Here is a 24,752-nt window from a genome sequence, read left to right on the forward strand (position 1 = left end):
TCGGATCGGGTGTACCTGGTCGTTTCTTCCGACCAGGTACGCCCGGAATCGTCAGGCACGCCCGAAACCGTGAGGTACCCCGGCGGGCGCGGCGGGCGCGGCGGGCGCGGCGCGGAGCGGGCGCGGCGCGCGCGGGCCCCGGGCGCGGAGCGTCGGTGAGGAGGGGGATACTGGTCCAATGCCGCTGTACCGGGACGAGTGCGTCGTGTTGCGCACCCACAAGCTCGGTGAAGCCGACCGCATCGTGACGATGCTGAGCCGGCAGCACGGCAAGATCCGCGCCGTCGCGAAGGGCGTCCGGCGGACCGCGTCGAAGTTCGGGTCCCGCCTCGAGCCGTTCATGGTCGTCGACGCACAGTTCTACGAGGGCCGCTCGCTCGACATCGTCACGCAGGCCGAGTCCCTCGGGTCGTACGGCGCGCAGATCGTCGCGGACTACGGGGCCTACACGGCCGCGAGTGCGATGGTCGAGACAGCCGACCGCCTGAGCGAGGCGGACGCCGGACTCCAGCAGTACCTGCTGCTCGTCGGGGCCCTGCGTTCCCTCGCGCGCGGCGAGCACGTGACCACCGCCACGCTCGACTCGTACCTGCTGCGCGCGATGAGCATCGCCGGGTGGGCGCCCTCGTTCCGTGACTGTGCGGTGACCGGCGAGCCCGGCCCGCACTCGGCGTTCGTCGTGCAGCTCGGCGGCGTGGTGGCCGACCACGCGGCGCCTCCGGGGACACCGCGGCTCGACCCCGAGACCCTGCACCTGCTCGGCTCGCTGCTCGCCGGCGACTGGGGCACGGTGGACGCGTCGGACGAGCGCACCCGCTCCCGGGCCTCCGGCGTGGTGGCGGCGTACGCCCAGTGGCACCTGGAACGATCGCTCCGGTCGCTGCCGCACGTCGACCGCACCGAGCGCCCGTCGCCGGTGGCTCCCACACCCGGGGGTGTGCCGGCAGCGGTCGCGGCGACCCCGGCACCCGCACTGCCGGAGCCCGTCGACGAGACCCCGACCCCGGCGGACCCGACCACCTCGATCCCGGTCCGCACGCCACCGGACCCGACCCACGTGCCCGACCACGGAGGAACCCCTGCATGAGCCCGCGCCGCTACGCCGAGTCCGAGCCGCTGCAGCCCGTCGACTGGACGGGTGAGCAGCCCCCGGCGATCCCGGTGCAGTTCGTCCCCGAGCACGTCGCGATCGTCATGGACGGCAACGGGCGCTGGGCGAACCAGCGCGGCCTGACCCGGGTCGAGGGACACCGCGCGGGCGAGGCCTCGCTCCTCGACGTCGTCGCCGGTGCCGTCCAGATCGGCGTCAAGCACGTGTCGGCCTACGCGTTCTCGACGGAGAACTGGAAGCGCTCCCCGGACGAGGTCCGGTTCCTGATGGGCTTCAACCGCGAGGTCCTGCACCGCCGCCGCGACCAGCTCGACGCGTGGGGCGTGCGGATCCGATGGGCGGGACGCCGACCCCGGCTCTGGCGCAGCGTGGTCGACGAGCTGCAGACCGCCGAGCGGATGACCGCCCACAACACTCGTCTCACGTTGACCATGTGCGTGAACTACGGCGGCCGGAACGAGATCGTCGACGCCGTCCGGGGCATGGCCGAGGACGTCGCGGCCGGGCGGATGAAGCCGAGCCAGGTCACCGAGAAGGCCCTCGCGAAGCGGTTGTACGTGCCGGACCTGCCCGACGTCGACCTGTTCCTCCGCAGCTCGGGGGAGCAGCGGACCTCGAACTTCATGCTCTGGCAGTCGGCCTACGCCGAGATGGTGTTCCTCGACCGGCTGTGGCCGGACTTCCGCCGCACCGACCTCTGGGGAGCGATCGAGCAGTACGCGCGCCGCGACCGACGCTTCGGCGGCGCGGTGGACGCACCGACCGCCTGACGGGAGGCGCGGGTCGGCGCTGCCCCGCGCCTCCAGTCCTGCGTGTCCCGGCTCCGCGAGACGCGCGCCGACGCCGGCGCCGGCGCCGGCGCCTCAGCCGAGCAGGTGCGCCGCACCGCCGACTGCGTCGAGTGTCGCCCGGACACTCGGGACCCGGTCGGCACCCCTCGCCACCACGACCTCGACGCGCCGCGCGAGCTCGTCGCCCGCCGGCGTGACCTCGACACCGGGCGGCACGACCGTGGTGGTCAGGGCGAGCCGGGGGAGCAGCGCCACGCCGAGCCCCGCTGCGACCAGCCCGACGACCGCTGCGGCGTTGTCGGTCTCGAGCACGATGTCGGGCGTGAACCCGGACGCCGCGCACGACGCGAGGAGGTGCCCGCGACAGCGTGGGCACCCGCCGATCCACCGCTCGTCACGGAACGCCGCGAGGTCCGCGACCTCGCCGAGCGCGTGCCCCGGAGCAGCGGCGGGCGTGACGAGCGCGAGCGGGTCCCGACCGAGGACGCGCGAAGTGAGCGTCGGGTCCGCGGCGACGTCGTCCCCCTGCAGGGCGTGCGAGAACGTCAGTGCGACGTCGACGTCCCCGCGCCGGAGGAGCTCGACGGCCTCGGGTGGCTCAGCCTCGACGTACGAGGTCGTCACCCCCGGGGTCGCCCGCGCCATGGTCGCGAGCACCGCCGGCACGAGGGTCGACGACGCGCTCGGGAACCCCGCGATCCGGACGCGTCCGCGGGCGAGGCTCCCGACCGCGTCGAGGTCCTCGCGCGCTGCGGCCAGGGCGGCCTGCACGGCGAGTGCGTGGTCGGCGAGGACGTGCCCGGACTCGGTCAGGGTCACGCCCCGGGCGCCGCGGAGCACGAGTTCGTGCCCCGTCCGGCGTTCGGCGCGAGCGAGCAGCTGGCTGACCGCGGGCTGGCTGTACCCGAGCGCGGCGGCCGCGCGGCTGATCGAGCCCGCGTCGCGGACGGCGCGCAGGACGCGGAGCAGCTGGGGGTCGAGGTCGTCCACAACTCGATGTTATGGGGGATCGAAGGAACCTGCTCTGGTGTGATGGACCGGCACGCACCACGGTGGTCGGCATGGACTCCTTCGTCGACGGCTCCGGGTACCTCGCCGCCTGCACCGCTGGCCTCCCCACGCACGGCACCCTGCGGGCGATGCGCGCCGATCTCGACGAGTGGGAGCGCCAGGCGTCCTCGCCCGTCGCGTACGGCGCCCTCGTGGAGACGGGACGATCGCTGTTCGCGGACCTCGTCGGCGTCGAGCCGGCCCGGGTGGCGACCGGATCGCAGACCTCGGCGATGGTCGCGGTGGTCGCCGCCGCGCTGCCGGACGGTGCCGAGGTGGTGGTCCCCGACGGCGACTTCAGCTCGCTCGTGTTCCCGTTCCTGGCCGGCGCGCACCGCGGGATCCGGGTGCGGAGCGTCCCGCTCGACTCGCTCGCCGACGCGGTCCGGCCCGGTACCGCGCTCGTCGCCTGGTCGGCGGTGCAGTCGTCGACGGGGAGGGTCACCGACCCGCAGCCCGTCCTCGACGCCGCCCGGTCGGTCGGGGCGCTCACGTTGTGCGACCTCACGCAGGCCGCCGGCGTGCTGCCGGTCGACGCCCGGCCGTTCGACGTCACGGTGACGCACGCCTACAAGTGGCTGTGCGCGCCGCGCGGGGTCGCGTTCTCGACGTTCTCCGACGCCGCGCTCGACCGGCTCCGGCCCGTGCAGGCCGGGTGGTACGCAGGTGCCGACGTGTGGGCGTCGTGCTACGGACCCACGATGGCACTCGCGGACGACGCGCGTCGGTTCGACGTCTCGCCGGCGTGGCAGGCCTGGCCCGGGGCGGTCGCGGCGCTCCGGCACCTCGCCTCGCTCGACACGGCCTCGTCCTGGAGGCACGCCACGCGGCTCACGGACCTGCTCGCCGACACGCTCGGGTCGCCTCGGAGCGGACAGGCGATCACGACGTTCCCGGACGCCGACGGCGCGGCCCTGGGCGTCCTCGCGGCGGCGGGCATCACCGCGAGCGGCCGTGCCGGCCGGCTCCGGCTGGCGTTCCACCGGTGGAACGACGAGGAGGACGTGGCCCGCGTGGCGGACGCACTCGCCGCGGTCGACGGCTTCAGACCGGAGGGGTGAGGGGCGTTCTCCACAGGCACCGCGCCGGGCGTCCGACGAGGTCCACGAGGCCGGTACGCTTGCCCGGTACGTTCACCGAACCGGGCACCCAGCTCGGCGACCTCTGGAGCATCACGTGGCACAGTCCTCCCGTCTCGACAGCGTCATCGCCCTGGCCAAGGGCCGTGGCTTCGTCTTCCAGTCGGGGGAGATCTACGGCGGATCGCGCTCCGCGTGGGACTACGGGCCCCTCGGCGTCGAGCTGAAGGAGAACATCAAGCGCCAGTGGTGGCAGCGGTTCGTCCGCGGCCGTGGCGACATGGTCGGCCTCGACTCCGCCGTGATCCTGCCGCGCAAGGTGTGGGAGGCGTCCGGGCACGTCGCGACCTTCACCGACCCGCTGGTCGAGTGCCTGCACTGCCACCACCGCTTCCGCGAAGACCACCTCGTCGAGGCCTTCGTGGCGAAGAAGGACCGGCAGCCCGAGGGCGGCATGGCCGAGATCGCGTGCCCGAACTGCGGGACCCGCGGGCAGTGGACCGAGCCCCGTGAGTTCTCCGGCATGCTCAAGACCTACCTCGGCCCGGTCGAGTCGGAGGAGGGCCTGAACTTCCTCCGCCCCGAGACGGCGCAGGGCATCTTCGTCGACTTCGCGCAGGTCGTGACGACCAGCCGCATGAAGCCCCCGTTCGGCATCGGGCAGGTCGGCAAGGCGTTCCGGAACGAGATCACGCCCGGCAACTTCATCTTCCGGACGCGCGAGTTCGAGCAGATGGAGATCGAGTACTTCGTCCCGCCGGCCGAGGCCGGGGAACACTACGAGCAGTGGATCGCCGACTCGGTCGCCTTCTTCACCGACCTCGGCATCGACCCGGAGAACCTCCGCCGCTTCGACGTCCCGGACGGCGAACGCGCGCACTACTCCGACGCCACCGCCGACATCGAGTACCGCTTCGGCTTCGCGGGCACCGAGTGGGGCGAGCTCATGGGCGTCGCGAACCGCACCGACTTCGACCTCAACAACCACATCGAGTCGTCCGGCAAGGACCTCCGCTACTTCGACCAGGCCGCGAACGAGAAGTACGTGCCGTACGTCATCGAGCCGTCGTTCGGCCTGACCCGTGCGCTCATGGCGTTCCTGCTCGACGCCTACCACGAGGACGAGGCGCCGAACGCGAAGGGCGGCGTCGACAAGCGCACGGTCCTGCGCCTCGACCCGCGCCTGGCCCCGGTCAAGGCCGCGGTGCTGCCGCTGTCCCGCAACGAGCAGCTGTCGCCGGTGGCCCGCGGCCTCGCGGACGACCTGCGGAAGTTCTGGAACGTCGACTTCGACGACGCGGGGGCGATCGGTCGCCGCTACCGTCGCCACGACGAGATCGGCACGCCGTTCTGCATCACGGTCGACTTCGACACCCTCGACGACAAGGCCGTGACGGTGCGCGAGCGCGACACGATGTCGCAGGAGCGTGTCGCGCTCGACCAGCTGCAGGGGTACCTCGCGGCGCGGCTGCTCGGCGCCTAGGCGCTGGCGGCGCGTCGGCGCGGCCGGGTTGAACCACGAATCCGACATCGAACCGGGCGTTGGCCGTGGTTCGGTGTCGGATTCCTGGTTCTACGCCGTGACAGCGGGCGCAGGGCGGCGCGGGAATGCGTCCGCCGCGGGCCCGGTTGCGCCCAGCATGAACGACTCTGTGAAGGTCGATGTCTGGTCGGACATCGCCTGCCCCTGGTGCTACATCGGCAAGCGGAAGTTCGAGGCCGGCGTCGCCGCGTTCGCCTCGACACCGAACGGCGCCCCGGTCGAGGTCGAGTACCACTCCTTCGAACTGAGCCCCGACACCCCGGTGGACTTCGAGGGCACCGAGGCCGAGTTCCTCTCCGGCCACAAGGGCATGCCCGTCGAGCAGGCGCAGCAGATGCTCGACCAGGTCGCCGGCATCGCCGCGAGCGTCGGCCTCGACTACGACTTCGAGTCGATGCACCACACCAACACGGTCAAGGCACACCAGGTGATCCACCTCGCCAAGGAGCAGGGCAAGCAGCTCGAGATGGTGGAACGCCTCTTCGCCGCCTACTTCGAGCGCGGTGAGCACGTCGGCCAGGACGAGTCGCTGGCGTCCCTCGCGGCCGAGGTCGGCCTCGACCCCGACGAGGTCCGCGCGACCCTCCGCGACGACTCGCAGCTCGCGGCGGTCCGTGCCGATCAGGCCCAGGCACAGTCCTACGGCATCAACGGCGTCCCGTTCTTCGTCATCGACGGCAAGTACGGCGTCTCGGGCGCGCAGGACCCGGCGGCGTTCGAGCAGGTGCTGACGCAGGTCGTCGCCCTCCGTGCCACGACCCCGTCGGACGTCGCCGAGGCCGAGCAGCGGTCCGCCGAGGACGCGGAGGCGACCCGATGACGGACGTGCGGGTGGACGGCTCGTCCGAGCCGCGCCTCCAGTCCGACGGCCAGGAGGCGCGACCCGCCCTGCTCACGCTCGTCACGCCCGGCGGTGCGCCGGTCTGCGATGGTGACTCGTGCTTCGTGCCCGGCGCCGAGGGCGACTGGACCGAGGTCCCCGACTGAGCGGGCGCTCGCGGCGCTCCGGCGTCGGCGAGTGCCCGCCGCGCCCGTGTCGAACACTGCGCCCCGTCGTCGCGGGGCGCGGTGTTCGTCGGAGGCGCAGTGTTCGTGGGAGGGCGCAGTCCGGCCACCAGGACCGTTCGCACGCGGCTTCGCGCGGCGCCGCACGGTGACGACTGCGCGGGTGCTAGCGGACGGGCTCCTCGTCGGTGATGTCGGCGACCGTCGCGCCGTACGCGGCGACCAGGTCGTCGGCGGCGACGAAGGCGCTCGCGCCGTGCCGGCCGGCGCCGAGCGCGACCCGGCGTCCGACGATGCGCTCGTCGGCGTAGACCGGCAGGTCGCCCGTCGCACCGATCGGGGTGATCGTGCCGCGCTCGTAGCCCGAGGCCTCGAGCGCCGTCGCCGCGTCCGGCATGGACAGCTTGTTGACGCCGACGACGGTGCGGAGCTTCTTCCAGGCGATGGCGCGGCCGCCGGGCACGAGGGCGAGGAGGAAACCGCCGTCGTGCCGCTTCACGACCAGGGTCTTCACGATGTCACCGGGCTCGATGCCGAGCAGCGCTGCCGCCTCGTGCAGGGAGCCCGCCGCTGGGCGTTCGACGACGTCGACCCGGAGGCCACGGGCCCGTGCGTCGGCGTCGAACCGGGTGATGGCGTCGGTCGTCATGTGGAGAACGCTACCGGCGCGCACCGACGTGGGAGAATGGGAGCCGTATGACGATCACTGACGCACCCGGGACGGCGACCCGTCCGGCGAAGCCCCTGCGCATCGGCCCCATCGAGGTCGACGTGCCGGTCGTGCTCGCGCCGATGGCGGGCATCACGAACATGGCGTACCGCCGGCTCTGCCGCGAGTACGGCGCAGGACTCTACGTCTGCGAGATGATCACGTCACGTGCGCTCGTCGAGCGGACGCCCGTGTCGATGCAGCTCATCCAGCACCACGAGTCCGAGACGCCGCGGTCCATCCAGCTGTACGGCGTCGAGCCGAACACGGTGGCCGAGGCGGCGACGATCCTCGTCGGCGAAGACCGTGCCGACCACATCGACCTCAACTTCGGGTGCCCGGTGCCGAAGGTGACGCGGAAGGGCGGGGGAGCAGCCCTGCCGTGGAAGCTCGACCTGTTCGAGGAACTCGTCACGAAGACGGTCCGCGCCGCCGGGGACGTGCCCGTCACCGTGAAGATGCGCAAGGGCATCGACGGCGACCACCTGACCTACCTCGACGCCGCCCGCATCGCGCGGGACGCCGGGGTCGCGGCCGTCTCCCTGCACGCCCGTACCGCGAACGAGCACTACTCGGGGCACGCGGACTGGTCGGCGATCGCGACCCTGAAGGAGACCATCACCGACATCCCGGTGCTCGGCAACGGGGACATCTGGTCCGCCGCCGACGCCCTGCGCATGGTCGACGAGACCGGCGCGGACGGCGTGGTCGTCGGTCGCGGGTGCCTCGGGCGGCCGTGGCTGTTCGGCGACCTCGCGGCGGCGTTCCGTGGCGAGGGGCTGCGCTACATGCCGACCCTCGGCGAGGTCGCGGTCGCGTTCAAGCGGCACGCCGAACTGCTCGTCGAGTTCTTCGGCAGCGAGGAGCACGGCTGCCGGGACGTCCGCAAGCACGTCGCCTGGTACTTCAAGGGGTACCCGATCGGCGGTGACGTCCGGTCCGGGCTCGCGATGGCGTCCAGCCTGCAGGAGATCGACGACCTGCTCGGCCAGCTCGATCACGACGCGCCGTACCCGGGCGCGGACGCCGAGGGTCCCCGGGGACGCGCCGGTCACCCGAAGCGGACGGCCCTGCCGGACCGCTGGCTCGAGTCCCGCGACGTCGACAGCGAGTTCCGCAAGGTCCTCGCCGCCGCCGAACTGCACCACAGCGGCGGATGAGCGCCACCGCCTCGTACGGGCCCGCCGACGCCGAGCGCTGGCTGCCCGAGACCCACGGGAACCGTCGGTCCGACTTCGCGCGCGACCGTGCCCGGCTCCTGCACTCGAGCGCGCTCCGGCGGCTCGCCGCGAAGACCCAGGTGCTCAGCCCGACGACCGGCCTCGACTTCGCGCGGAACCGCCTGACCCACTCGCTCGAGGTCGCCCAGGTCGGCCGCGAGCTCGCCGACTCGCTGGGGCTCGACCCCGACGTGGTGGACACCGCCTGCCTCGCGCACGACATCGGCCACCCGCCGTTCGGGCACAACGGCGAGACCGCCGTGAACGCGTGGGCGGCGGGCATCGGCGGGTTCGAGGGCAACGCGCAGACCCTGCGGCTGCTCACCCGGCTCGAGCCGAAGGTGTACGGCCCGAGGGCCGGTGCTCCGGACGACGAGGACCGTCCGTACGGACTGAACCTGACCCGGGCCTCGCTCGACGCCAGCTGCAAGTACCCGTGGCCCGCGGCCCAGGGCGTGTCCGAGTCGTCCTCGGGTCGCACCAAGTTCGGCTTCTACGACGACGACCACGACGCGTTCGAGTGGCTCCGCGCGGGGGCACCCCGCCGGCAGCGCTGCATCGAGGCGCAGGTGATGGACCTGTCCGACGACATCGCGTACTCGGTGCACGACTTCGAGGACGCCGTCGTGGCGGGCTTCATCGACGTCGCGGCGCTCGGGGACCGCGTCGGCGAGAACGACATCGTGTCGGCGATGCACGCCTGGGTCGGGTCGGACCTCAGCCGCGACGAGCTGCTCGAGGCCTTCGACCGGCTCCGCTCGCTGCCGCTGTGGATGACGTCCTACGACGGGTCGCGTCGGGACCTCGCGCGGCTGAAGAACCTCACCTCGCAGCTGATCGGTCGGTTCGCGCGGACGGCGACGGCGGCGACGAGGGAGTCCTACGCGTCGGGCTCCCTCGTGCGGTTCGCAGCGTCGGTCGTGACGCCGCCCGAGATCATCGGCGAGATCGCGGTGCTCAAGGGCATCGTCGCGGCGTTCGTGATGACGCAGGGCGATCGGCAGCCCGTGTACGAGGACCAACGGCGGATCCTCACCGAGCTGCTCGATGCCCTCGCGGCGACCGGCAGCGCCGACCTCGAGCCGGGCTTCGCGGCGGACTGGCGCGAGGCGTCGGACGATGCCGGCCGGCTGCGGGCCGTGGTGGACCAGGTCGCGAGCCTGACCGACCAGGGGGCGTTGGCGTGGCACAAGCGGCTCGTGGTCGGCGACCGCGAGCGCGTGCACATCCCGGTCTGACCCGGGGCTGTCGGGCGGGCGTCGCGCCCCGGTCCCGAGTCGGGGCGGTGGGTCGCGCCAGGGCCCCGGGTCGGGGCGGCCGGACGGGGCGCCGCGCCCTGGACCTGAGCCGGGGTGGTGGGTCGTGCCCTGGACCCGACCCACGGGCAGTGTCTCGCCTTCGTGGCGGGGCCGAGCCGCGCCTCCCGGCCCTGTCCACAGATCCCGCGACGGTCAGCCGTCGTCAGCGGCGGGAACTAGGATCGAGGGGTGGCTGGGAGGATCGCGCGGAACGACATCGACGAGGTCCGCTCGCGTGTCAACATCGCCGACGTCGTCGGCGACTACGTGACCCTGAAGTCGGCCGGGGTTGGGTCGCTCAAGGGCCTCTGCCCCTTCCACGACGAACGCTCCCCGTCGTTCCACGTCCGTCCGCAGGTCGGCCGGTACCACTGCTTCGGCTGCGGTGAGGACGGCGACGTCTTCGACTTCGTCATCAAGCAGGACCACACCACCTTCCAGGAAGCCGTCGAGCGGATGGCCGCGAAGATCGGCTTCACGCTCCACTACGAAGAGGGCGACGGCCCCCGGACCGACTACAACGCCCGGGCCCGGCTCATCGCCGCGAACGAGGCGGCGCAGCAGTTCTACGTGTCGCAGCTCACCACGGCCGCGGCCGAGCCGGCACGGCAGTTCCTCGGTGAGCGCGGGTTCGACCCGGCGGCGGCGCAGCACTTCGGCGTCGGGTTCGCCCCGAAGTCGTACGACGCGCTCCGGGACCACCTGCGCGGCCGTGGGTTCACGATCGACGAGATCGTCTCGGCCGGACTCGTCAGCCAGGGCGACCGCTCGCCGTACGACCGGTTCCGCGGGCGGCTGATGTGGCCGATCCGCGACGTCACCGGGGCGACGATCGGCTTCGGCGCGCGGCGGCTGCTCGACGACGACAAGGGCCCGAAGTACCTCAACACGCCCGAGACCCCGATCTACCACAAGAGCCAGGTGCTCTACGGGCTCGACCTCGCGCGACGGGACATCTCGAAGCAGAAGCAGGTCGTCATCGTCGAGGGGTACACCGACGTGATGGCCTGCCACCTCGCCGGCATCACGACCGCGGTCGCCACATGTGGCACGTCCTTCGGCGTCGACCACATCAAGGTGCTGCGGCCGATGCTCGGCGACTCCGCGAGCCGCGACCTCTCGCAGCTCGGCAACATCGTCTTCACGTTCGACCCGGACGAGGCCGGGCAGCGCGCGGCCTCGCGGGCGTTCGCGGAGGAGAGCCGCTTCGCCTCGCAGACCTACGTCGCGGTGGCGCCGGGCGGACTCGACCCGTGCGACCTCCGGCTGGCGCGGGGAGACGCCGCCGTCACCCGGCTCATCGAGACCAAGCGGCCGATGTTCGAGTTCATCATCCGTCGCCGCCTGGCAGCACACGACATCGAGACGGCCGAGGGGCGCGTCGCCGGGCTCCGCGACGCCGCACCGGTCGTCGCCGGCATCCGCGACCGCACGCTCGCCACCGCCTACACGCGCGAGACCGCCAAGTGGCTCGGCCTGGACATCCCCGAGGTCCGCCGCGCGGTCGAGAACGCTCGCCAGCGAGCGGGGTCCTCGTCGAACGACCACCGCTCAGGAGGCACGGCACCGGCCACGCACACCGGCTCCAGTGGCGAGGCGGTCGCCGTCCCCGACGAGCCCGTGGCCGGGCTCCGGCTCCTGCCGAACGACCCGATCACGCGCATGGAGCGGGACGCGGTGATGGCGATGGTGCAGCAGCCCGGGCACGTCGGCGCGCCGCTCCTCGGGCTCGCGGCCGCCGCGACCTTCTCGGCACCGATGCTGTCCGTGGTCCGCGACGCCGTGGTCGCGAACGTCGACGCGATCGGCGCGGGGGACTGGCTCGAACGCTTGCTGCAGGACGTGCCGGGCCCGTTCCGGGGACTCGTGCAGGAACTCGCGCTCGCGCCGATCCCGGCCCGCACCGACGAGGACCTCGCGCTCTACGCGCGGAGCATCGTCGTCGCGCTGGTCGAGCGGGACCTGTTGGCGCGCAAGGCATCGCTCCTCGGGCAGCTGCAGCGGGCGGACCCGAACGAGCAGGCCGACCGTCGCGCGGAGATCCAGCGGCAGCTCGTGGACATCGACGCGCAGCGGATGCGGTTGCGCGCGGACGCCGAGGCGGCAGCGAACTCGTAGGCGCCCGCCGCGCCTCCGGTCGGGCCGAGGTCACCCGCCGAGGTCGCCCCGCCGAGGTCGCACGACGCGCCACGTGCGTGTCGCCGAGGTCGAGCGCCGAGGTCGCACCGCCGAGGTCGCACGACGCGCCACCTGCGTGTCGCCGAGGTCGCACGAACGGCCGGTCGGGAGCGCTCGGAGCGGCACTTCGTGCGACCTCGAGCCGGCCACGCGCGCGACGCGAGCGGGCACGCGGGCGAGATGACCGGAGCGTCACGAGGGGGTGCGGTGCGGACTGGCGCCGCGCCTCCAGGGGGCTCGTCGGGCCGCCGAGGTCGCACGACGTGCCACGTGCCAGTCGCCGAGCGGGCGGAACACGCCGCGTGCGGGGCGTCGAGCGGGCGGAACGGGCCGGGTACCGGGCGCGAGCGGGACGTACTTCGCCCGCTCGCGCGCGGGGCGCCGAGCGGGCGGAACACGCCGCATGCGGGGCGTCGAGCGGGCGGAACGGGCCGGGTACCGGGCGCGAGCGGGACGTACTTCGCCCGCTCGCGTGCGGGGCGTCGAGTGGGCGGCCCGCTCGCGCGCGGGGCGTCGAGCGGGCGGAACACGCCGCGTGCGGGGCGCCGAGCGGGCGGGACGCGCCGCGTGCGGGGCGCCGAAGGGGCGGAACGCGCCGGGTGCCGGGCGCGAGCGGGACGTACTTCGCCCGCTCGCGCGCCGCGGCGACCGCCGGGCCCACCCAGGTCGCCGGCCCCGGCGTTGCAGGACGCAACAATCGTGCGCGGCGCGCCGCACTCAGGCGCACGGATGATGCGCCACCAGGCGCTCCCGCGCATTACAGCGGTGTAAACAAATCTCCCTCGGTTCGTGGAGTTCCGTGACAGGGTGATAGCAATGAGCGTTCCTGGCCGGGCACACAGACGATTGACCTCCCGCCCAGGAGCCTTGCATTCATCACCAAGAGAGGCATCGGACATGGCATCCGTGACCAAGTGGGGCAAGCGCGGCATCGCGCTCGGCGCCGGAGTGGCAGCGACGGCGCTGGTGCTCAGCGGCTGCGCGAGCAGCAGCGTGAGCGACACCGCCCTGAACGGCATCAGCATCGGGACGACCGACAAGATCACGTCGCTCGACCCGGCGGGCTCGTACGACAACGGCTCGTTCGCCGTGCAGAACCAGGTCTTCCCGTTCCTGATGAACACGCCGGTGGGCAGCCCCGACGTGAAGCCGGACATCGCGGAGAGCGGTGAGTTCACCAACGACACGACGTACACGGTCAAGCTCAAGAGCGGACTGAAGTTCGCCAACGGGAACGACCTCACGTCGAGCGACGTGAAGTTCTCGTTCGAGCGCGAGCTGAAGATCAACAACGAGAACGGCCCGCAGTCCCTGCTCGCCAACCTCAAGAGCATCGACACCCCGGACGACACGACCGTGGTGTTCAACCTCGACCACGCCGACCAGACCTGGCCGCAGGTGCTCTCGAGCCCCGCCGGCCCGATCGTCGACGAGCAGGTCTTCTCGGCCGACAAGCTCACGCCGGCGGCCGACATCGTCAAGGGCAAGGCGTTCGCCGGGCAGTACTCGATCAGCTCCTACAAGGAGAACGACACGATCCAGTACAAGGCGAACAAGAACTACGACGGCCTCCTGGGCAAGCCGAAGACCAACGAGGTCACGGCGAGCTACTACACCAAGGAGACCGACCTGAAGCTCGCCGTCCAGCAGGGCGATGTCGACGTGGCATACCGCTCGCTGACGCCGACCGACATCGCCGACCTCCGCAAGGACGACAAGGTGAAGGTCACCGACGGCCCCGGCGGCGAGATCCGCTACCTGGTCTTCAACTTCAACACGCAGCCCTTCGGCGCGAAGCAGTCGGACGCCGACGAGACCAAGGCCCTCGCCGTGCGCCAGGCCGTGGCCGACGTCGTCGACCGCGAGAAGCTCGCCAAGGACGTCTACAACGACACCTACTCGCCGCTCTACTCGATGGTCCCGGACGGCCTGACCGGTGCCGCGAAGCCCTTCGAGGAGCTCTACGGTGACGGCGACGGCGGCGCGGACGTCGACAAGGCGAAGGAGACCCTGTCGAAGGCGGGCGTCACCGGCAAGGTCCAGCTCGACATCCAGTACGCACCGGACCACTACGGTTCGACGTCGGACGACGAGTACGCCGAGCTCAAGACGCAGCTCGAGAACTCCGGCCTGTTCACCGTGAACATCCAGTCGACGGTCTACACGACCTACGCGCAGGAGCGCACGAAGGACGCCTACCCGGTGTACCAGCTCGGCTGGTTCCCGGACTTCTCGGACGCCGACAACTACCTGTCGCCGTTCTTCACGAAGGACAACTTCGTGCAGAACCACTACGACGACCCGACGATCCAGCAGCTCATCTCCGAGGAACAGCAGGAGTCCGACAAGGACAAGCGCGCCGACCTCATCGAGCAGGCGCAGGAGCGTGAGGCGACGCAGATCTCGACGCTGCCGCTGCTGCAGGGCAAGTCGGTCGCCGTGGCGGCCAAGGACGTCAAGGGCCTGACCCTCGACTCCTCGTACAAGTTCCGGTACGCGACCCTCTCCAAGTAAGACCGGTTCCGGCCCACGGGGGCGTTCCCACGAGGAGCGCCCCCGTGACCGCGTCCCCAACGGCACCGAAAGGCACCCGTCCCCGTGACCCTCAGCACCCCAGAGGCGAGCTCGGAACTGGCCACCGACCCCACCAAGCCCGAGGCACAGCGCAGTGCCAAGAGCAGCGGCGGCGGACTCGGCCGGTACGTCCTCGTCCGGTTCCTCCTCATCTTCCCGACCGTCTTCATCCTGGTGACGCTCGTGTTCTTCCTGATGCGTGTCATCGGGAACCCGATCACCGCCTCCGTCGGCGGCCGCCTGACCCCGAGCCAGCTGCAGGAGCGCCTGCACGCCGCCGGCTACGACCGCCCGGTGCTCGTGCAGTACGCCGAGTACCTCGGCAACATCCTGCGCGGCGACTTCGGCACCACCGCGACCGACAACCGGCCGATCACCGAGATCATCGTCACGTACGGCGGCGCCACCGCGGAGCTCGTGTTCTACGCGCTCATCGTCGCGCTGCTGCTCGGCATCCCGCTCGGCATGCTCGCCGCGTACATGCGCGACAAGTGGCCGGACGTCCTCTTCCGCGCGCTCGCGATCCTGACCTACGCGACGCCGGTGTTCTTCGGCGGCCTGCTGCTCAAGCTCGTCTTCTCGGTCTGGCTCGGGTGGCTCCCGCTCGGCGACCGGGCCTCGACCCGGGTGTCGCTCGTCCTCGACAACATCCCCGGCGCGACGGGCATCTACCTCATCGACGCCCTGCGCACCGGCAACGCGCAGATCATCGGCGACGTGCTGGCGCACGCCGTCCTGCCGGCGTTGACGCTCGGCCTCCTCACCGCCGGCATCTTCCTGCGCCTGGTCCGCGCGAACATGATCGGTTCGCTCGGGTCCGAGTACGTCGACGCGGCCCGCTCACGCGGTGTCCGGGAGGCGCGGCTCGTCCGGACGCACGCCTTCCGTCCCGCCCTCGTGCCGATCATCACGGTGATGGGACTCCAGATCGCCATGCTCCTGGGTGGTTCCGTCCTCACCGAGACCACCTTCGGGTGGCGCGGGCTCGGCTTCGAGCTCAACCAGTACCTGTCCGCCCGCGACTTCGTCGCGGTCCAGGGCATCGTCGCGATGCTCGCGGTGATCGTCGCGGTGACGAACTTCATCGTCGACGTCGTCGCGGCCCTGATCGATCCGAGAGTGAGGTTCTAGAGATGGCTGACACCTCCCTCGTCGACCGCCACGAACCGCTCTGGAAGCGGCTGCCCGTGGTGGTGCAGCTCCGCAGGAGCACGGGCTGGCAGCGCGCCATGCTCATCACCGGCGTCGTCATCTGCGCCCTCTACCTGATCGTCGCGGTCGCCGCGCCGCTCATCGCCCCGTACGGCTTCGGCCAGCTGCAGGGCGCCGACGGCCAGAGCTTCCCGCGCACCGGCGCACCGAGCGCCACCCACATCTGGGGAACCACCGTCGGCGGCTTCGACGTGTTCAGCCGCGTGGTCTACGGCGCGCGGACCGCGGTGCTCGTGGTCATCGTGGCCGTCGTCGTGTCGATCATCATCGGTGTGCTGCTCGGCATGGTCTCCGGCTACATCGGCGGCTGGCTCGACCGGATCCTCGTCGTGGTCGCGGACGCGATCTACGCCTTCCCGTCGCTGCTCCTCGCGATCGTCGTGTCGATCGTGATCTCGGGCGGCAACTCGAGTTACTCGGGCGGCATCATCGCGGCGGCGATCTCGATCACCGTCGTGTACGTCCCGCAGTACTTCCGGGTCGTCCGTGCCGAGGCCGTGCGCTTGAAGAACGAGGCGTTCGTCGAGTCGGCTCGGGTGATGGGCACGAACCCGTGGCGCATCATGACCCGCCACGTGCTGCGGAACTCGACCCGGTCCCTGCCGCTCATCCTCACGCTGAACGCGAGCGATGCGATCCTGACCCTCGCCGGCCTCGGCTTCCTGGGCTTCGGCATCGGTCCGACGAGCGGCGCCGAGTGGGGCTACGACCTCAGCCGTGCGCTCTCCGACGTCGCCAGCGGTGTCTGGTGGACGGGGGTCTTCCCGGGTGTCGCGATCGTGGTGCTCGTGCTCGGCGTGACGTTCATCGGCGAGAGCCTCAACGACATCTCCGACCCGCGCCTCCGTGCACGACGTCGGCTGAAGCAGCTGGTGTCCCGCAAGCAGACGGCCAGCACGGAAGGGGCGACCGCATGACGGACGCGACCAACCCGTCCAACGCGACGGACCAGCCCAAGGCCTCCACGCGCCTCCAGGCCGGCGACACCACCACCGAACCGGTCGTCGTCGTCGACGACCTGACCGTCACCTTCGCGACCGACGGCGGCGCCGTCGACGCGGTCAAGGGCGTCAGCATCGACGTCCGGCCCGGTGAGGTCCTCGCCCTCGTCGGCGAGTCCGGCTCGGGCAAGTCCGTCACCGCGCGGAGCATCCTGCGGCTGATGCCCGAGACCGCGACGCTCGGCGGAGCGGTGTTCCTCGACGGGACCGACGTCGTGACCGTCGGCGCGCAGAAGCTCCGGGGTCTGCGCGGGACCGCGGGCGCGATGGTGTTCCAGGAGCCCTCGACGGCGCTCAACCCGGTCTTCACGGTCGGGTGGCAGATCGCCGAGGGACTCCGCGCCCACGGTGGGGTGTCGAAGAAGGAGGCCCGCGCGAAAGCGATCGACTACCTCCGTCGCGTCGGCATCCCCGACCCGGAGACCCGGGTCGACCACTACCCGCACCAGTTCTCCGGCGGGCAGAAGCAGCGTGTCGTCATCGCCAGTGCGCTCGCCCTCGAACCGAGCGTGATCATCGCCGACGAGCCGACCACCGCCCTCGACGTGACGGTGCAGGCCGAGATCCTCGACCTGCTCCGCCGCTGCCGCGACGAGTTCGGTGCCGCGATCGTGATCATCACCCACAACATGGGCGTGGTCGCGGACCTGGCCGACCGCGTCGCCGTGATGTACCAGGGCGAGGTCGTGGAAGAGGCCCCGGTCGGCGAGCTGTTCGCGGCGCCGCAGGACGACTACACGAAGCGCCTGCTCGCGGCCGTGCCCCGGCTCGAGGCCTCGACCGGTGCCGCCCGCCGTGCCGCGATCACGTCGGATGTCGAGCCGCTGGTGTCCGCGAGGGGTCTGGAGATCGAGTACCCCGGTCGCCTCGGCTCGCACGCGTTCAGGGCGGTCAAGGGCGTCGACCTCGACATCCGCCCCGGTGAGGTCCTCGGTCTGGTGGGGGAGTCCGGCTCCGGCAAGACCACCATCGGCCGTGCGATCGCCGGCCTGACGAAGATCACCGGCGGCTCGCTGAACGTCCTCGGCACCGAGATGCTCGGCTACCGTGAGCGGGACTTCAAGCGGCACCGCAAGGACATCGGGTTCGTCTTCCAGGACCCGGCGACCTCGTTCAACCCGCTGCTGACGATCTCGGAGTGCGTCGCCGAGCCGCTCGTGGTGCACGGCGAGGTGTCGAGCCCGCGTGCCGCCCGGAAGCGGGTCGGCGAACTGCTCGAGGCCGTGCAGCTGCCGGCGGCCTACGGCGACCGGTACCCGCACGAGCTCTCCGGCGGGCAGCGGCAGCGGGCCTCGCTCGCGCGGTCGCTCGCGCTGCGGCCGAAGCTCCTCATCGCCGACGAGCCGACGAGTGCGCTCGACGTGTCCGTCCAGGCACGCGTGCTGGAGCTGTTCCTCGAGCTGCAGCAGGACCTCGGGTTCGCGTCGCTGTTCATCAGCCACGACCTCGCGGTCGTCGGTGCGCTCTCGGACCGGATCGCCGTGCTCTACCGGGGCGACCTGGTGGAGACGGGCACCACCGCCGAGGTCCTCGGCGCACCGCAGCACCCGTACACGCAGCGTCTCCTGGCGTCACTCCCGGTGCCGGATCCGGCGGAACAGGCGGAGCGACGGCGTACGCTGGTGGAACTGGAGAACGCCGGGTCCTGACCCGACGCGACCATCCCAGGAGGCGCGGTGCGCGTCGACGACGCACGCCGCGCCTCCTGGCGGTCACCTCCTCGAACATCGCGCACGACGGTCGGTGCAGCCCGGTCCGTCGCGAACCGCCGCCAGGGGGCGGCGTGGAAGGGGATCCATGATCGCGGTCAACGGACCGGCGGTCGTCGCGGACGACGTGTCGATCGAGTACCGGAGCGGACGGGGGACGGATGCGATCCGGGCCGTCGACGGCGTGAGCCTCACGGTCCGTCAGGGGGAGATCTTGGCCGTGCTCGGCGAGTCCGGGTCCGGCAAGTCGACGTTCGCCGCGGCCATCGCGGGGCAGCTCGGCACCACCGGCGAGGGCGACGGCGCCCACCGTCGGCACATCATCGGCGGCGAGCTGACCGTGCTCGGGCAGAAGACCCGCGGTCTCCGACCGACCTCCCGCAAGCTCGAACGACTGAGCGGGCGCATCGGCTACCTCCCGCAGGACGGCGCGGACCGGCTCAGCCCCGACCTCACCGTCGGCGAGGCCATCGCGGAACCGATCTACGCCCGTGACCGCCGGTTCGACCGCAAGGAGGCCGGCCTCATCGTCGCCCGCCTGGTCGACGCCGTGCACCTGCCGCTCGGCGTGATGCGGCTCAACACGTGGGAGCTCTCGAGCGGGCAGCGGCAGCGAGTCGCCCTCGCGAAGGCGCTCGTGCTCGAGCCCCAGCTGCTCGTCGCCGACGAACCCGCCCGTGGCGTTGACGTCCTCGTCCGCCAGTCGGTGCTCGAGGCCTTGGCGACCCTGCAGCGGAACCGGCAGTTCTCGGCGGTCGTGGTGTCGAGCGACCTGCGCGAGGCCCGTGCCCTCGCCGACCGGGTGGCGATCATGGCCGAGAGCCGGCTCGTCGGACTCGGCACCTTCGACGAGGTCCTCGACAACCCCGTCGACCCCTACGTCAAGACGCTCGCGTCGACGGCGGCACGTCCGGTGAAGCGTCGGCAGCCCGTCGCGGCCGCCCCGCGGCGGTCCTCGGCCCCGCGCCGGCCCGTCGCCGCCGGCACCGGACCGCGTGCGGAACGGCAGGAGAACGCGTGAGCGCGGAGCCGTCCGGGTCCCGGGGGCCCGCGGCCGTGTCAGGCACGTCCTCGTCGTCGGGTACGTCCTCGGCGGGCACGTCTTCGTCGTCGGGCACTTCGTCTTCGGGTGTTCGCGGGCACCGGGCCGTCGTGACCGACGCCGGCGCCGCGCTGCCGATCGCACCGCCGACCGCCGGGCCGGTCGCGATCCTGCCCGCCGGTGACGGCACCGCCCTCCACGAGGACGCGGTCGCCGCGGCCGGTGGGACCGTCGGTGCCCTCGGTGCCGAGACCGCCGGGCTCGTGTGGCTCGATCCGCGGGACCCGTCCGGCCTGGCCGACGCCCTGGACGCCACGCCGTCGATCGGCTGGGTCCAGCTGCCGTTCGCCGGTGTCGACGCCTTCGCCGGGCTGATCGCCGAGCACGGCGACCGGGTGCTCTTCACCTCGGCCAAGGGGGCGTACGCCGAGCCCGTCGCCGAGCACGCCCTCGCCCTCACGCTCGGGACGCTCCGGGTGCTGCAGAAGCGTGCCCGTGCACGGTCCTGGGCGACCGAGCCCGAGGGTGTCTCGCTCTACGGCAGGAACGTGGTCGTCATCGGCGCCGGTGGCATCGCGCTGGAGTACATCCGGCTGCTCGCACCCTTCGAGGTCTCGGTCACCGTGGTGCGCCGATCGTCCTCGCCGGTCCCCGGGGCCGACCGGACCGTCACGACCGACCAGCTGGACGAGGTGCTGCCCGACGCCGACGTGGTGATGATCGCGGCCGCGATGACCTCTGGGACGTCGAAGCTGTTCGGGCCCCGGCAGTTCGCGATCATGAAGCCGTCCGCACGGCTCGTGAACATCGCCCGCGGCGGACTCGTCGACACCGATGCGCTCGTGGACGCCCTGCGAAGCGGAGCCATCGCCGCCGCCGGGCTCGACGTCACCGACCCGGAGCCCCTGCCGGACGGACACCCGCTCTGGGACGAGCCGGGCGCGATCATCACGCCGCACCAGGCCGACACGCCGGAGATGGTGGCGCCGCTGCTGGCCGAGCGCGTGCGGGTCAACACCGCGGCGTTCCTCGGGGGAGCCGGCGAGGGCTTCGTCGGCGTGGTGGACCCGGTCGCCGGGTACTGAGCGCGGCACGCCCGGGATGCGTGGTGGATGCGCGGGGCGGCTCCGGGTTCCTGCTATGCTGTTACCCGTTGTTCGCACGACATTCGCCAGCGAACAGTGATCCTCGATAGCTCAATTGGCAGAGCAGCCGGCTGTTAACCGGCAGGTTGTTGGTTCGAGTCCAACTCGGGGAGCAGACAGGCCCTCACCTTAGGGTGGGGGCCTTTTGCGTGCACGGGGTGCGGCGTGCGCGCGGGTTCGTGCGGGGCGCGCTGCGTGCGCGGGTTTCGCGCTGGGCGACAGGTCACGGGTCCCGGCGGGCGTGAGGTGTCGGGGGGGCGCGAAACGTCGCGCGTCGGTGCGGGGCGCGGGCGCGGGGTACGTTGCGCGCTGCGTGCGTGGGGTGCGGCGGGCGCGCGGGGTGCGTGTGGGGTGCGCTATGTGCGAGGGGTGCGGCGGCGCGGCGCTGCGTGCGCGGGGTTTCGCGCTGGGCGACAGGTCACGGGCTCCGGCGGGCGTGAGGTGTCGGTGGGCGCGAAACGTCGCGCGCGTGCGGCACGCGGCTCCGGCGCGCGCGGGTGCGGCACGCGAGTCCGGCGCGCGGCATCCGCTTCCGGTGCTCGCAGCGGACCCATGGCTGGATGCTGTTAGCGTTCACAGGTGATCACCCTGCGCCGAGCCCTCGCCGCGGTCGTCGTGGCGACCGTGGCGATCGGTCTCGCGGGGTGCACGACCGGTGCCGAGTCGGAGCCCGGCGACTCGCTCGACACCGCCGGGACCTCGGGTGTCGCAGCCTCTGGCGCCGCGCCGATCGTGTTCGCCTTCGTGTGCGAGACGGGCGTGTCCGGCCGGACGGAGACGTACACGACCTACTCCGCCGTCTGGGAGGACGACCGCACCGACTGTCGGGCGCGGCGCATCACCGGAACGACGATGTCCTCGCAGCAGCGCGCGGCGGTCGATGCCGGCCGGGGCGACGCCACGCTCGAAGGACTCGCCGCGACGTGCGCACTGCGGGGGAGCGGGCCGTGGGCCCGGGCCGTCGACTCGGCGGCCGAGGCGAACGTCGCCGCAGCACTCCTCGCGTACTGCCCGGGGCATCCGGAGACCGACCACCTGCGGGACGCGATCGCGGCCTGGCGGAGCTGAGCCGCGCCTCCCGGACGGCCGACAGGCCAACCGATCGACGGGCCGGCCGACCCATTGACAGGCCAACCGATCGACGGACCGGCCGACCCATTGACAGGCCAACCGACTGACGGACCGGACGGCCGACAAGCCGACCGCCGTGCGGGCCGGGGCTCCTGCCGTCAGCCCTCGGGGTGGTCGCGACCCGGCAGCCACGACTTGCCCGGGCCGCCCCAGCTGTTCTTCCGGATCGCCTTGGCGACCTGCTTGCCGTAGGGGTGCACGAGCCGGTCCGCGTAGAGGTACCCGTCGAGGTGGTCGTACTCGTGCTGGAAGATCCGGGCGAGCCAGCCGTGCGCCTCGACCTCGAACGGCGTGCCGTGCTCGTCGACCGCGCGGAGCAGCGCACCCTCGGACCGACGGAGCGGGAAGCGTTCGCCGGGGACCGACAGGCAGCCCTCGGACTCCTCGTCGTCGTCGAGTTCCTCCACAGCCTCGGGCACGGAGGGAGTGGTCCACAGGACGGGGTTCACCGCCACGCCACGGTGCAGGACCTCGTCATCATCGGTCCATGAGTACACGAAGAGCCGCTTGCCGACGCCGACCTGTGGGCCGGCCAGACCGACCCCCGGTGCGAGGTCCATCGTCTCGAACATGTCGGCGACCAGCGATCGCAGGTCGTCGTCGAAGTCGGTGACCTCGGCTGCGCGCTCGTGCAGGACGGGTTCACCGGTGATGCGGATCGGGAGAACGGCCATTCACCCAGGTTATCCGGCGGGGAACGGTAGCCTCGACGCGTGACGACGGACCTCCAGCTGCCCGACGCGGTGAACCTCACGCCGTTCCAGGCGCTCATGATCCCCGTCGCGCTCATCGGCGCGGTGTTCCTGTCGCTGGGAGCGCAGTTCCAGAGTCGCGGGGTGCAGCGGGTCGAAGCGCGGCTCGGCCGGCAGTCGAAGGGGCTCAGCGTCCGACACGTCGTCGGGTTGCTCTCGAGCGGCTACTGGGTGCTCGGCACGCTCATGCTCGGCGTCGCCGTCGTGCTGCAGCTGGTGAGCATCACCTACGCGCCGCTCATCGTCGTCCAGCCGCTCGGCGCCGTGGCGCTCGTGATCACCACGTGGTTCTCGTCGCGGGCCTCGGGCGTGCCGCTCGGCCACCGCGCACGGCGGGCCGTGTGGACATGCATCATCGGTGTCGGCATCTTCGTGGGCATCGCCGCGTTCGTCGGGCACGAGAGCGCGATCACGAGCCGACAGCTCGTCACGGTGCTCGTGGTCCTGGCGGTCGTCCTGGTCCTCGTGCTCGTCTCGTTCCGGATCGTGGCGAAGCACAAGAACGCGCTCTACTACATCGTCGGCGCCGGCATCCTCTACGGCTTCGTCGCGACGCTCGCCAAGGTCGTGCTCAACCGGTTCGTGAACGGCACGTTCGACTGGCTGACGGTGCTCGCGATCGTCGGGGTCGTCGTCGCGGCGTCGCTCGGCGGGTACTTCGTGCAGAACGCGTACTCCATCGGCTCGGCCGACCTGGTGATCGCGGGGCTCACCGTGATCGACCCGATCGTCGCCGTGGGCATCGGTGTCGTCGTCCTCGACGAGGCCTCGGGGGCGCCCGTCTTCGCCGTCTTCGGCTTCCTCATCGCCGCCGCGATCGCGATCACCGGCGTGTTCCTGCTCGCCAAGCACCACCCGCAGACCCGCGCCTGAGCCCTCGTCCCGCGGGGTGACGGTGTCCACCGCGAGGCGGACGCGAGCCCTGCGCGACGTGGGGTAGCGTCGTGGAACGACCAGCATTCGCCCACGAGAGGACGACGCCAGCCGTGTCAGACGACGCCACCACCGCCACCGCCGAACCGACGGGTGCGACGGGCGGTCGACGACCGCTGCGTGTGCTCATCGCGGCCGACACGTTCGCGCCCGACGTCAACGGCGCGGCGACCTTCGCCGAACAGCTCGCCGTCGGCCTTGCCGAACGCGGGCACGAGGTCCAGATCGTCGCCCCCGCGTCGAGCCGCCACTACGGCACCTTCGACGAGGAACTGCACGGCGTGACCCTCGTCGTGCACCGTCTGAAGTCCTACAAGTGGCCGCTGCACGCCTGGCTGCGCTTCGTCTGGCCGTGGAGCGTCCGCAAGTGGACCGCCCCGATCCTCGACGCCTTCCAGCCGGACGTCCTGCACATCCAGTCGCACGTCGTCGTCGGCCGGGGCATGGTGCCCGAGGCGCACGCGCGCGGCATCCGGGTGATCGCCACGAACCACTTCATGCCCGAGAACCTCCTCGAGTACACGCCGTTCGGCAAGCGCACCGTGCCGATCGCGGTGAAGATCGCCTGGAACGACGCGGCGAAGACGTACCGGCTCGCCGACGCGATCACCACGCCGACGAACCTCGCCGCCGACTACCTGCGCCGCGCCATCGCCGGGCAGCGGGTCCTGGCGATCTCGTGCGGCATCGACGCCACGCGGTACGTCGCCCGCGAGGGGCGTCCCGCGAACAACGACATCGTGTTCGTGGGCCGGGTCGCACCCGAGAAGAACCTCGACGTCCTCGTGAAGGCCCTGGCGCTCCTCCCGGCCGAGCTCGACACGACGCTGACGATCGTCGGCGACGGCGAGATGATCCCGAAGCTCACGCACCAGGCGAAGGAGCTCGGGCTCGAGGACCGCGTCCGGTTCCTGGGCTTCGTCTCCGACGACGTGAAGCGGCAGGCCCTCACGAACTCGACCGTCTTCGCGATGCCGTCGACCGCCGAGCTCCAGAGCATCGCCTCGCTCGAGGGCATGGCCTCCGGACTCCCCGTCGTCGCGGCGGACTCGATGGCGCTCCCGCACCTCATCGACGGCAACGGCTTCCTGTTCACACCCGGTGACGAGCACGACCTGGCCGCGAAGCTCACGGCCGTGCTGACCGCGTCGGACGACGACTACGTGGCGATGCGTCACCGCAGTCTCGCCATGATCGAGGCACACGACATCAACCGCACGCTCTCGACGTTCGAGTCGCTGTATCGTGGGGAACCGGTGGACTGACGGT

Annotated in this window: 21 protein-coding genes, 1 tRNA gene and 1 pseudogene; 20 read left to right on the top strand and 3 right to left on the bottom strand. The window is 71.8% G+C overall.

The genetic code is table 11. The features are described from left to right. Positions 1-178: 178 nt before the first annotated feature. Positions 179-1,087, top strand: a complete 909-nt coding sequence (recO, locus tag ACIQUC_RS01065; RefSeq protein WP_022906402.1) for a DNA repair protein RecO — start codon at positions 179-181, stop codon at positions 1,085-1,087. Then, positions 1,084-1,881 carry an isoprenyl transferase gene (locus ACIQUC_RS01070; protein ID WP_402262263.1) on the top strand — a complete coding sequence of 266 codons (798 nt, stop codon included), beginning with the start codon at positions 1,084-1,086 and terminating at the stop codon, positions 1,879-1,881. Before recO ends, ACIQUC_RS01070 begins: the two co-directional genes overlap by 4 nt. A gap of 93 nt (positions 1,882-1,974) precedes the next feature. Here the strand turns inward: ACIQUC_RS01070 and ACIQUC_RS01075 are convergent, their stop codons facing one another. Beyond that, a complete protein-coding gene (locus tag ACIQUC_RS01075) occupies positions 1,975-2,892 on the bottom strand; it encodes a LysR family transcriptional regulator (RefSeq protein WP_402262265.1) in 918 nt (305 codons plus the stop codon). A gap of 71 nt (positions 2,893-2,963) precedes the next feature. Here ACIQUC_RS01075 and ACIQUC_RS01080 point away from each other — a divergent pair, with 71 nt between their 5' ends. From ACIQUC_RS01080 to ACIQUC_RS01095, 4 genes are all read left to right on the top strand, one after another. Beyond that, positions 2,964-4,013: an aminotransferase class V-fold PLP-dependent enzyme gene (locus ACIQUC_RS01080; RefSeq protein ID WP_402262268.1), complete on the top strand. Its 1,050-nt coding sequence runs from the start codon at positions 2,964-2,966 to the stop codon at positions 4,011-4,013. A 115-nt stretch (positions 4,014-4,128) separates the two neighbouring features. Next, positions 4,129-5,514, top strand: coding sequence for a glycine--tRNA ligase (locus tag ACIQUC_RS01085; protein ID WP_022906398.1), 1,386 nt, complete (start codon positions 4,129-4,131; stop codon positions 5,512-5,514). 157 nt (positions 5,515-5,671) lie between these two features. Further along, positions 5,672-6,394, top strand: a complete 723-nt coding sequence (locus tag ACIQUC_RS01090; RefSeq protein ID WP_402262271.1) for a DsbA family protein — start codon at positions 5,672-5,674, stop codon at positions 6,392-6,394. Beyond that, on the top strand, positions 6,391-6,561 hold the full coding sequence (locus ACIQUC_RS01095; RefSeq protein ID WP_402262274.1) for a hypothetical protein: 171 nt from the start codon (positions 6,391-6,393) through the stop codon (positions 6,559-6,561). The genes ACIQUC_RS01090 and ACIQUC_RS01095 overlap by 4 nt, the downstream gene beginning before the upstream one ends. Before the next feature lie 184 nt (positions 6,562-6,745). Here ACIQUC_RS01095 and ACIQUC_RS01100 read toward each other — a convergent pair whose 3' ends face one another. After that, a complete protein-coding gene (locus tag ACIQUC_RS01100) occupies positions 6,746-7,228 on the bottom strand; it encodes an aminoacyl-tRNA deacylase (RefSeq protein WP_022906395.1) in 483 nt (160 codons plus the stop codon). A gap of 47 nt (positions 7,229-7,275) precedes the next feature. On the opposite strand from ACIQUC_RS01100, the gene dusB reads away from it, so the two are divergent. The 12 genes and pseudogenes from dusB (at position 7,276) to ACIQUC_RS01160 (ending at position 21,735) form a co-directional block, all read left to right on the top strand. After that, complete coding sequence (gene dusB / locus ACIQUC_RS01105) at positions 7,276-8,448, top strand: tRNA dihydrouridine synthase DusB (protein WP_402262277.1); 1,173 nt, start codon at positions 7,276-7,278, stop codon at positions 8,446-8,448. Continuing rightward, positions 8,445-9,746, top strand: a complete 1,302-nt coding sequence (locus ACIQUC_RS01110; protein WP_402262280.1) for a deoxyguanosinetriphosphate triphosphohydrolase — start codon at positions 8,445-8,447, stop codon at positions 9,744-9,746. The genes dusB and ACIQUC_RS01110 overlap by 4 nt, the downstream gene beginning before the upstream one ends. 249 nt (positions 9,747-9,995) lie before the next feature. After that, positions 9,996-11,924, top strand: coding sequence for a DNA primase (gene dnaG, locus ACIQUC_RS01115; RefSeq protein ID WP_402262283.1), 1,929 nt, complete (start codon positions 9,996-9,998; stop codon positions 11,922-11,924). A gap of 957 nt (positions 11,925-12,881) precedes the next feature. Next, a complete protein-coding gene (locus ACIQUC_RS01120; protein WP_402262286.1) occupies positions 12,882-14,498 on the top strand; it encodes an ABC transporter substrate-binding protein in 1,617 nt (538 codons plus the stop codon). 243 nt (positions 14,499-14,741) lie between these two features. After that, positions 14,742-14,840: pseudogene (locus ACIQUC_RS01125) on the top strand (hypothetical protein); the annotation flags it as partial. A gap of 183 nt (positions 14,841-15,023) precedes the next feature. Next, a complete protein-coding gene (locus tag ACIQUC_RS01130) occupies positions 15,024-15,689 on the top strand; it encodes an ABC transporter permease (RefSeq protein ID WP_402263789.1) in 666 nt (221 codons plus the stop codon). 2 nt (positions 15,690-15,691) lie between these two features. Then, complete coding sequence (locus ACIQUC_RS01135; RefSeq protein ID WP_402262289.1) at positions 15,692-16,687, top strand: ABC transporter permease; 996 nt, start codon at positions 15,692-15,694, stop codon at positions 16,685-16,687. Next, positions 16,684-18,420 (top strand): ABC transporter ATP-binding protein, encoded by a 1,737-nt coding sequence (locus ACIQUC_RS01140; RefSeq protein ID WP_402262291.1) that lies wholly within the window; start codon positions 16,684-16,686, stop codon positions 18,418-18,420. Before ACIQUC_RS01135 ends, ACIQUC_RS01140 begins: the two co-directional genes overlap by 4 nt. Positions 18,421-18,568: 148 nt before the next feature. Next, positions 18,569-19,501, top strand: a complete 933-nt coding sequence (locus tag ACIQUC_RS01145; RefSeq protein ID WP_022906387.1) for an ATP-binding cassette domain-containing protein — start codon at positions 18,569-18,571, stop codon at positions 19,499-19,501. Between the two features lie 131 nt (positions 19,502-19,632). Then, positions 19,633-20,607 carry a D-isomer specific 2-hydroxyacid dehydrogenase family protein gene (locus ACIQUC_RS01150; protein ID WP_402262293.1) on the top strand — a complete coding sequence of 325 codons (975 nt, stop codon included), beginning with the start codon at positions 19,633-19,635 and terminating at the stop codon, positions 20,605-20,607. A 100-nt stretch (positions 20,608-20,707) separates the two neighbouring features. After that, a tRNA-Asn gene (locus ACIQUC_RS01155) sits at positions 20,708-20,780 on the top strand. Positions 20,781-21,246: 466 nt separating this feature from the next. After that, positions 21,247-21,735 (top strand): hypothetical protein, encoded by a 489-nt coding sequence (locus ACIQUC_RS01160; protein WP_402262296.1) that lies wholly within the window; start codon positions 21,247-21,249, stop codon positions 21,733-21,735. Positions 21,736-21,896: 161 nt separating this feature from the next. On the opposite strand, the gene def is transcribed toward ACIQUC_RS01160, so the two are convergent. Then, on the bottom strand, positions 21,897-22,472 hold the full coding sequence (def, locus tag ACIQUC_RS01165) for a peptide deformylase (protein WP_402262299.1): 576 nt from the start codon (positions 22,470-22,472) through the stop codon (positions 21,897-21,899). A gap of 39 nt (positions 22,473-22,511) precedes the next feature. Between def and ACIQUC_RS01170 the strand changes: the two genes are divergently transcribed. Continuing rightward, positions 22,512-23,423 carry a DMT family transporter gene (locus ACIQUC_RS01170; RefSeq protein ID WP_402262302.1) on the top strand — a complete coding sequence of 304 codons (912 nt, stop codon included), beginning with the start codon at positions 22,512-22,514 and terminating at the stop codon, positions 23,421-23,423. A 113-nt stretch (positions 23,424-23,536) separates the two neighbouring features. Further along, positions 23,537-24,748: a glycosyltransferase gene (locus tag ACIQUC_RS01175; RefSeq protein ID WP_402262305.1), complete on the top strand. Its 1,212-nt coding sequence runs from the start codon at positions 23,537-23,539 to the stop codon at positions 24,746-24,748. Positions 24,749-24,752 lie beyond the last annotated feature (4 nt).

Origin of the sequence: Curtobacterium sp. NPDC098951 (genome assembly GCF_044759965.1) — a bacterium.
GTDB lineage: Bacteria > Actinomycetota > Actinomycetes > Actinomycetales > Microbacteriaceae > Curtobacterium.

Excerpts from the sequence above, each read along its gene's own strand:
- ACIQUC_RS01120 (WP_402262286.1), top strand. The coding sequence starts at position 12,882 with ATGGCATCCGTGACCAAGTGGGGCAAGCGCGGCATCGCGCTCGGCGCC.
- ACIQUC_RS01145 (WP_022906387.1), top strand. The coding sequence starts at position 18,569 with ATGATCGCGGTCAACGGACCGGCGGTCGTCGCGGACGACGTGTCGATC.
- recO (WP_022906402.1), top strand. The coding sequence starts at position 179 with ATGCCGCTGTACCGGGACGAGTGCGTCGTGTTGCGCACCCACAAGCTC.
- def (WP_402262299.1), bottom strand. The coding sequence starts at position 22,472 with ATGGCCGTTCTCCCGATCCGCATCACCGGTGAACCCGTCCTGCACGAG.
- ACIQUC_RS01140 (WP_402262291.1), top strand. The coding sequence starts at position 16,684 with ATGACGGACGCGACCAACCCGTCCAACGCGACGGACCAGCCCAAGGCC.
- ACIQUC_RS01135 (WP_402262289.1), top strand. The coding sequence starts at position 15,692 with ATGGCTGACACCTCCCTCGTCGACCGCCACGAACCGCTCTGGAAGCGG.
- dusB (WP_402262277.1), top strand. The coding sequence starts at position 7,276 with ATGACGATCACTGACGCACCCGGGACGGCGACCCGTCCGGCGAAGCCC.
- ACIQUC_RS01080 (WP_402262268.1), top strand. The coding sequence starts at position 2,964 with ATGGACTCCTTCGTCGACGGCTCCGGGTACCTCGCCGCCTGCACCGCT.
- ACIQUC_RS01095 (WP_402262274.1), top strand. The coding sequence starts at position 6,391 with ATGACGGACGTGCGGGTGGACGGCTCGTCCGAGCCGCGCCTCCAGTCC.
- ACIQUC_RS01100 (WP_022906395.1), bottom strand. The coding sequence starts at position 7,228 with ATGACGACCGACGCCATCACCCGGTTCGACGCCGACGCACGGGCCCGT.
- ACIQUC_RS01110 (WP_402262280.1), top strand. The coding sequence starts at position 8,445 with ATGAGCGCCACCGCCTCGTACGGGCCCGCCGACGCCGAGCGCTGGCTG.
- ACIQUC_RS01070 (WP_402262263.1), top strand. The coding sequence starts at position 1,084 with ATGAGCCCGCGCCGCTACGCCGAGTCCGAGCCGCTGCAGCCCGTCGAC.
- ACIQUC_RS01090 (WP_402262271.1), top strand. The coding sequence starts at position 5,672 with ATGAACGACTCTGTGAAGGTCGATGTCTGGTCGGACATCGCCTGCCCC.
- ACIQUC_RS01130 (WP_402263789.1), top strand. The coding sequence starts at position 15,024 with ATGCTCGCCGCGTACATGCGCGACAAGTGGCCGGACGTCCTCTTCCGC.